Raw genomic sequence first — 7,656 nt, forward strand, 5'->3', positions numbered from 1 at the left:
CTTCGGCGAGTTCGCGTCGTAGGGTCAGGGGGTGCAGAGCCGCCGACCCGAGACCCTGACGACCCACCTGATCCGGGCCGGGTTCGCCGACCTCACCCGCTCGGCCTCCCTGTGGCGGGATCCCGACCTGGTGTCGGTCCTCGACAGCAGACCGAAGGGCGCCAGAGGCGCGGACCACGCGGCCGGACCGGACCGCGGTGACGTCGAGCTCGCACCTGCGGACGCCGCTCTGCTGCGGGCGCTCGCGGTCGTCGCCGACCCCGACCTCGCGCTGCTGCAGCTCGTCCGGCTCGCCGCCGCCGCGCCGGACCGGCTGCGCCCGGTCCTCGCCGTCCCCGACGGTGAGCCGACGGAGTCCCGCGACGCGGACGACGACGGGGCGCCCCAGCCGTCCGCGCGTGACCGGCTGCTGCGCGTGCTGGGTTCCTCGTCGGCGCTCGGTGACGAGCTGGTGCGGCACCCCGCGCTGCTGGACCTGATCGGCGACCGCACGCCGGGCACCGGCGTACCGGCCGAGGTCGTGCGCGCCGAGCTGCTGCGGGCCGTCGACGCGGACCCGGAGTCGGAGGCGCCGGTCGCGGGGACCCATGTGCCTGCCGACGGTCCGGCACGCGGCGAGGGCGGACCGCCGTCGTACACCGACCGGCTGCGCCGGGCCTACCGGGCGCGGCTGCTGCGGATCGCCGCCACCGACGTCACAGCGCCGGACCCCATGGTGGTGCTGCCCGCGGTGGCCGCAGCGCTCGCCGACCTGGCGGCCGCGGCGCTGGAGGGTGCGCTCGCGATCGCGCGCGCCGACGAGGAGGACCACGCCGTCGGCGTCCGCCTGGCGGTGCTGGGCATGGGCAAGACCGGTGGCCGGGAGCTGAACTACATCTCGGACGTCGACGTGATCTACGTCGCCGAGCCGGGACTGCTGCCCGACGGCGCACCGGCGTGCGACGAGGACCACGCCCTGCGGGTCGCCGCCCGGCTCGCGGGGCGGCTCGCGCAGGTGTGCTCCGGCCCGTCCGCCGAGCCCGCGCTGTGGCAGGTCGACGCGGCGCTGCGGCCCGAGGGCAAGCAGGGGCCACTCGTCCGGACGCTGGCCAGCCACGCCGCGTACTACGAGCGGTGGGCGGTGACGTGGGAGTTCCAGGCACTGTTGAAGGCGCGCCCGGTCGCGGGTGACCTGGCGCTGGGGGAGGAGTACGTGGCCGCCGTCGGGCCGCTGGTGTGGCAGGCGGTGGAGCGGCCGAACTTCGTGGAGGACGCCCGCGCGATGCGCAAGCGCGTCGAGGACAACGTGCCGGTGGCCGAGGCGGACCGGCAGATCAAGCTCGGCAAGGGAGGCCTGCGCGACGTCGAGTTCACCGTCCAGCTGCTGCAGCTCGTGCACGGGCGCGCGGACGAGGACATCCGGTCGCGGACCACCCTCGATGCCCTCGCTGCGCTGTCGCGCGGCGGCTACGTCGGACGCGAGCACGCCCGCAGGATGGGGGAGTGCTACCGGTTCCTGCGGGCCCTGGAGCACCGGATCCAGCTCTTCCGGCTGCGTCGCACCCACCTCATGCCGACGTCCGAGGCCGAGCTGCGCCGCATCGCGCGCGGGCTGGGCCAGGGCGGCGCCGACGACCTCGTCAAGACGTGGCGCTCGGTGCGGCGTGAGGTCCGCGACCTGCACGAGGCCGTCTACTACCGGCCGCTCCTGCCCGCGACGGCGCTGCTCTCGACCGGCGAGGCGTCACTCGCACCGCGCGCCGCGATGGCCCGGTTCGCCGCGATCGGCTACCGGGACCCGGCCGGCGCCATGCGGCACGTCCAGGCCCTGACCGACGGCGTCTCGCGCCGTGCGTCGATCCAGCGCCAGCTCCTGCCGGTGCTGCTGGGCTGGTTCGCGGAGGGCGCCGACCCGGACGAGGGGCTGCTCGCGTTCCGCAAGCTGTCCGACACCCTCGGCTCGACGCACTGGTACCTGCGGCTGCTGCGCGACTCCGCCGAGGCGGCGTCGCGGCTGGCGCAGGTGCTCTCCTCCTCGCGCTATCTCGCCGACGCGATCGGGCGGTCCCCGGAGTCGGTGCGCTGGCTCGCGGAGTCCGACTCGCTGGCGCCCCGCGGGGTGCGCAGGCTGGCGGCGGAGGCGGACGCCCTGCTCGGCCGCGCGCAGGAGGTGGACGGCGCGACCGTCGCGCTCCGCGCGCTGCGGCGCCGAGAGCTGGCCCGCACCGGCGTCGCCGAGGTGCTGGGGGCGCTGGGCCCGGTCTCCGCCGCGAAGGCCATCTCGGACGCCGCCGACGTCGTCCTGGCGGGCGGGCTGCGCATCGCCGAGCACGACGCGCGGGCCGAACGCGGCGTCGCCCGTGGGGACGAGCCCGCACGGCTGCTCATCGTCGCGATGGGCCGGCTCGGCGGCCAGGAGCTCGGCTACGGCTCCGACGCCGACGTCATGTTCGTGTACGAGGCGGTCGGCGGCGCGCCGGACAAGCAGGCCAACGACTACGCCCTGACGGTGGCGAAGAACCTGCGGCGCATCCTCTCCGCCGTCGGGCCCGAGCCCGGCCTGCCCGTCGATGCCGACCTGCGCCCGGAGGGCCGCAACGGACCCCTGGTGCGGTCCTTCAAGTCCTACGTGGAGTACTACGGCCGCTGGTCGTCGCCCTGGGAGGCGCAGGCGCTCCTGCGGGCGCGGGCCCTGTCCGGGACGCTGAGCGTGGTCGCGGCGGGCGGCCCGGAGGAGGGTGCGATATCCGCCCTGCTGTCGGACGGTGGGGCGGCCGACGTCGGCGACCTCGACCTGGGGCCGGGCGCCGAGGGCGGCGTGTCGCTGGGTGCGCGGTTCACGGCGCTCATCGACCCGCTGCGCTACCCCGAGGGCGGCCCGGACGCCGCGGTGCTGCGCGAGGTGCGGCGCATCAAGGCGCGGGTGGAGTCGGAGCGGCTGCCCCGCGGCGCGGACCCGGCGCGGCACCTGAAGCTGGGCCGCGGCGGGGTGTCCGACGTCGAGTGGACGGTCCAGCTGCTGCAGCTCCAGCACGCGTTCGAGGTGCCGGGCCTGCGGACCACCGGCACCGTCGCCGCCCTGAAGGCGGCCCGGGACGCGGACCTGCTGACGGACGACGACGCCGAGGTGCTGCTGGAGGCCTGGCGGCTCGCGTCGCGGCTGCGTTCGGCGATCGTGCTCTGGTCCGGGCGGACGACGGGTTCCGGCGTCGACCAGCTGCCGCACGACAGCCACGCCCTCACCGGGCTGGCGCGCCTGCTCGGGGACGTCGGTACCGGCCCGGAGCTCGAGGAGCTGTACCTGCGACTCGCCCGGCGGGCACGCGGCGTGATGGAGCGGGTGTTCTACGGCGCGGAGTGAGCAAGGACCCCACCGGTCGGCCGGTCAGTAGCGCGTCGAGCTCGGCTCGAGCCAGGGGAGCGCGGTGCTGGGCCGGCCGTCCACTGTCGCGCCCGCGAAGCCGAGGCTCGGCGCCAGGTCCCGGTTGTTCGCCGCCGGGAAGTTCAGCGCCGGCTCGGACACCTCGTCGAGCCGTGCCGTCTGCGCCGTCGTGAGTCGGACGTCCACGGCGTCGAGGTTCGCCCGCAGCTGGTCGAGGCGCCGCGCCCCGATGAGCACCGATGTGACGCCGGGCCGGGCCCCGACCCACGCGAGCGCTGCCGCGGCAGGCGTTACCCCGGCCTCGGCCGCGACCTCCACCAGGGTGTCGATGACCGGCCAGTCCTGTTCCCCCGGTCCACCGACGATGCCGCCACGCATCGTGTCCACCGTCCCGCCCCCGCGCGTGAACTTGCCGGACAGCCATCCGCTCTTCAGCGGGCTCCAGGGCAGCACCCCGAGCCCGTGCTCGGCCGCCATGGGGATGAGCTCGCCCTCGACCGTACGTTCGAGCAGCGAGTACTCCAGCTGCATCGCGACGGCGGGCGTCCAGCCCCGGAAGTGGGCCACGACCTGTGCCTCCGCTGCCTTCCATGCGGGCAGGTCGGACAGGCCGACGTAGCGAATCTTGCCCGCTGTGACGAGGTCGTCCAGCGCGCGCAGCGTCTCCTCCACAGGGACACCGCGGTCCCAGTTGTGGAGCCAGTAGAGGTCCAGGTAGTCGGTGCCCAGCCGGCGCAGCGAGGCCTCGACCTGCGCGACGACCGCCTTGCGCCCGGCGCCACCGCCGTTGGGGTCGCCGGGGAACAGGTTTCCGAAAAACTTCGAGCCCAGCACGATCCGGTCGCGCAGGCCCGGGCGGGCTGCGAGGTAGTCACCGATGATCTTTTCGGAGTGACCGTTGGTGTAGATGTTCGCGGTGTCGATGGAGTTGCCGCCACGTTCCAGATACTCAGTGATCATTGCCTCGGACACGGCGACCGGGGCTCCCCAGCCGTGGTCCTCCCCGAAGGTCATCGTGCCAAGAGTGTAGGGACTGATCCGCAGGCCAGAGCGGCCCAGCGTGACGAAGCTGTCGAGTGTCATGAGTCGATTGCACACCGGAACGGCGTTGCCCAGGTAGCGCGATGCTGCCACCGGCTTGCCTGATCCTTCCAACATTGACACCGTAGGGCGGTGAGCGCGCTCCCCGAGATCCGTGAGCTGGTGCTCCGTCACGCCGGAGGGTCGACGCCGGCAGGTCTGGTCCTGCACCGTTCCGACGCTCCGACCGAGCCGATGCCCGGCCAGACCACTCCCGTCTTCGTCCTGGTCGTGCAAGGCGCGAAGCACGCGGTGCTGGGTGAGCACGTCTTCAGGTACGGCGGCGGCGAGTACCTTGTCGCGTCGATGGAGCTTCCGGTGATCGCCCACGTCAGCCAGGCCTCCGCCGCGGAGCCCTACCTGGTGATGGGCCTCGCCCTCCGGCCCGCGTTGATCGCCGAGCTCGTCCTGGAGGCGCCGGTTCCGGCGGCAGGCGTGCCGTCCCCGGGGGTCGCGGTCAGCTCGGCCGACGACGAGCTGCTCGACGCCGTCGTCCGCCTGCTCCGGCTGCTCGACCGGCCCGACGACCGGCGCGTGCTGTGGACCGGGGCCGAGCGCGAGCTGGTCTGGCGGTTGCTCACCGGCCCGCAGCGCGGAACCGTTCGGCAGATCGGGCTCGGCGACGGCAACGTCGTGCAGGTGAGCCGGGCGATCCGGTGGATCCGCGAGCACCATGCCGACCTGTTCCGGGTCGAGGACGTGGCACGGGTCGCGGGGATGAGCGTGACCTCGCTGCACCGCCACTTCCGGGCGGTGACGACGATGACGCCGATCCAGTTCCAGAAGACGATACGGCTGCAGGAAGCGCGATCCCGGCTGCTCGCCGAGCCCGGCGACGTGGCCGCCATCGGCTTCGCCGTCGGTTACGAGAGCGCTTCGCAGTTCAGCCGCGAGTACCGACGGCTGTTCGGGCTCCCGCCGGGCCAGGACGCGGCGCGCCTGGCGGAGGTCGATCCGGCACGGCTCGCTGACGTCTGAGCGAGACCTGGCTAACGGCCAAGGTCCGGCGCCGTCGGGAGTCCGATCGCCGTCAGGAACGCCCGCGTCGCCGGGGTGGGCCCGGGCTTTCCCCAGACGACGTACTCGATGCGGCTCGGCGCGTCGGTGACGGTGGCCGTGGCCAGCCCGCCGAGCTCGGGCGCTCGCCGGAGATAGGTCGAGGGCAGGAAGCCGATCGCCAGCCCGTGCCGGATGATCTGGGCCATGAGCGGCGCGTCGGTGACCTCGAAGGCGACGTCACGGCCCAGGCCTGCCCTGGCGAAGGCCTGATCGGTCTGGGCCCGGCCGGCCGACCCGTACGGGAAGTCGACGAACGGTTCGGCGGCGAGGTCGGCGAGGGCCAGGCCCTCCGCGCCCGCCAAGGGATGGTCCGGGGCGAGGACGGCGACCAGACGGTCGCGTGCCAGCTCGTGGCGGTGCACGCCGCTCGGCCGGGCGGAGCTGGGCAGGCCAAGGAACGCCACGTCGAGCCGCCCGGCCGCGACGTCGGCCGTCAGCAGCTCGCTCGGGCCGGTGCGCAGGGAGACGCGCACCTGCGGGTGCCGGCCGCGCAGGTCACGCAGCGCGGCCGGCACGTCGACGGCGGCGACCGTCGGGATGACGCCCACGCCGAGCCGCCCGCGCACCTCGCCGACCGTGGCAGCGGCGTCGGCCGCGGCGCGCTCGGCGGCCTCGAGCGCCTGCCGGGCGGCGGGCAGGAACGCCTCACCCGCCGCCGTCAGGCGCACCTGGCGGCTCGTGCGGGCGAAGAGTGGGGCGCCCAGCTCGTGCTCGAGCCGCTTGATCTGGTGGCTCAGCGCCGACTGCACGACGTGGCAGCGTTCCGCGGCCCGCGTGAAGTTCGACGTCTCGGCGACCGCGACGACGTAGCGCATCTGCTGGAGCTCCATACGATCAATCGTGCATCACGATCGATCGCATGAAAAGGATGTGTTGGACTCATCGCTGGTCGCGGGCGAAGACTGGAGCACATGGACACCACGACACTCCGGCAAGGCCGCCGCCAGGGCCGGACGGCGGCCCTCACCGCCGTCGCCGCCCTCACCGCCGTCACGGCGCTCGCCCCGATGGTCTGGGGCACCACGTACTTCGTCACCACCGAAATGCTCCCGGCCGGGCACCCGCTCTTCGCCGGGCTCGCGCGGGCGCTGCCCGCGGGACTCGTCGCCGTGGCGATCGGTGCGGCGCTCAGCCGCGCGACCGCTGCCAGGAACGGCTCGGCGGCCCGGGCACTGCCCCGCGGCGCCTGGTGGTGGAAGAGCGCGGTGCTCGGCACGCTCAACATCGGGCTCTTCTTCCCGATGCTCTTCATCTCCGCCGAGCGGCTGCCCGGCGGAGTCGCGGCGACGCTCGGCGCCGTCGGACCCCTGTTCGTCGCGCTCCTCGCCGTACCCGTGCTCCGGGAACACCTGTCGGTGCGCCGGGTCGCGTGGGGCGTCGCGGGCGTCGTCGGCGTCGGCCTCGTCGTGCTCGGCCCGGGCGCCCGCCTCGACGCGGCAGGCGTCCTCGCCGGACTGGTCGGCGCCGCCTCGATGGCGCTCGGCGTCACCCTGACCAAGCGCTGGGGACGCCCCGAGGGCGTCGGCCCGGTCTCGGCCGCGGGCTGGCAGCTCACCGCGGGCGGGCTGTTCCTCGTCCCCGTCACCCTCGTCGCCGAGGGCCTGCCACCCGCCATCGACGGCCGGGCCGCGCTCGGCTACCTCTGGCTCGGCCTGGTGGGCGGCCTCATCGCCTACGTGCTCTGGTTCCGCGGCATCGGACGGCTGCCGGTCACCTCCGTCGCGTTCCTCGCCCCGCTCTCGCCGATGGTCGCGGCGGCGATCGGCGTCGGGGTGCTCGGCGAGAGCCTCTCCGGGATCCAGGTCGCCGGCTTCGCGCTGGCGCTCGCGGCGGTGCTGGCGGGGCAGCTTCCGCCGCGCGGTCGGCAGGCTGGGCGGGCGGTGTCGGCGTCCGCAAAGGTCCCGGCGACGGCACTGGCACCGGCACCGGCACCGGCCCCGGCAACGGCGTCGGCCAGGACTCAGGAGCTGCAGGTCGCACGATGAGGATCGTCGTCCTCGGAGCCACGGGCATCCCCCTGACTTCGGTCGGTTGCCGGGCGCACTCCGTGACTTCGGTCGGGGGGGGGGGGTGGGGTGTACAGTCGGGTACCAGACAGGGGTTCACCCGCCCGACGGCAACAATAAGCAGCGCACGACACCCAAAAAGTACCCCGC

The 7,656-nt window shown here is 74.3% G+C and carries 5 protein-coding genes; 3 read left to right on the forward strand and 2 right to left on the reverse strand.

Annotation, left to right across the window (positions count from 1 at the left end; genetic code table 11):
* Window positions 1-31: 31 nt before the first annotated feature.
* Window positions 32-3,340: a bifunctional [glutamine synthetase] adenylyltransferase/[glutamine synthetase]-adenylyl-L-tyrosine phosphorylase gene (locus AB0I32_RS08145; protein ID WP_357504672.1), complete on the forward strand. Its 3,309-nt coding sequence runs from the start codon at window positions 32-34 to the stop codon at window positions 3,338-3,340.
* 24 nt (window positions 3,341-3,364) lie between these two features.
* Here AB0I32_RS08145 and AB0I32_RS08150 read toward each other — a convergent pair whose 3' ends face one another.
* On the reverse strand, window positions 3,365-4,444 hold the full coding sequence (locus AB0I32_RS08150) for an aldo/keto reductase (RefSeq protein WP_357504674.1): 1,080 nt from the start codon (window positions 4,442-4,444) through the stop codon (window positions 3,365-3,367).
* 90 nt (window positions 4,445-4,534) lie between these two features.
* Between AB0I32_RS08150 and AB0I32_RS08155 the strand changes: the two genes are divergently transcribed.
* Window positions 4,535-5,419: an AraC family transcriptional regulator gene (locus AB0I32_RS08155; RefSeq protein WP_357504676.1), complete on the forward strand. Its 885-nt coding sequence runs from the start codon at window positions 4,535-4,537 to the stop codon at window positions 5,417-5,419.
* A gap of 11 nt (window positions 5,420-5,430) precedes the next feature.
* On the opposite strand, the gene AB0I32_RS08160 is transcribed toward AB0I32_RS08155, so the two are convergent.
* Window positions 5,431-6,330, reverse strand: coding sequence for a LysR family transcriptional regulator (locus AB0I32_RS08160; protein WP_357504678.1), 900 nt, complete (start codon window positions 6,328-6,330; stop codon window positions 5,431-5,433).
* A gap of 81 nt (window positions 6,331-6,411) precedes the next feature.
* Here AB0I32_RS08160 and AB0I32_RS08165 point away from each other — a divergent pair, with 81 nt between their 5' ends.
* The gene (locus AB0I32_RS08165; protein ID WP_357504680.1) at window positions 6,412-7,485 is read left to right on the forward strand and encodes an EamA family transporter; all 1,074 of its coding nucleotides are present in this window, start codon (window positions 6,412-6,414) and stop codon (window positions 7,483-7,485) included.
* The last annotated feature ends 171 nt before the right edge of the window (window positions 7,486-7,656 follow it).

Source organism: Promicromonospora sp. NPDC050249 (assembly GCF_040656015.1).
Taxonomy (GTDB): Bacteria; Actinomycetota; Actinomycetes; order Actinomycetales; family Cellulomonadaceae; genus Promicromonospora.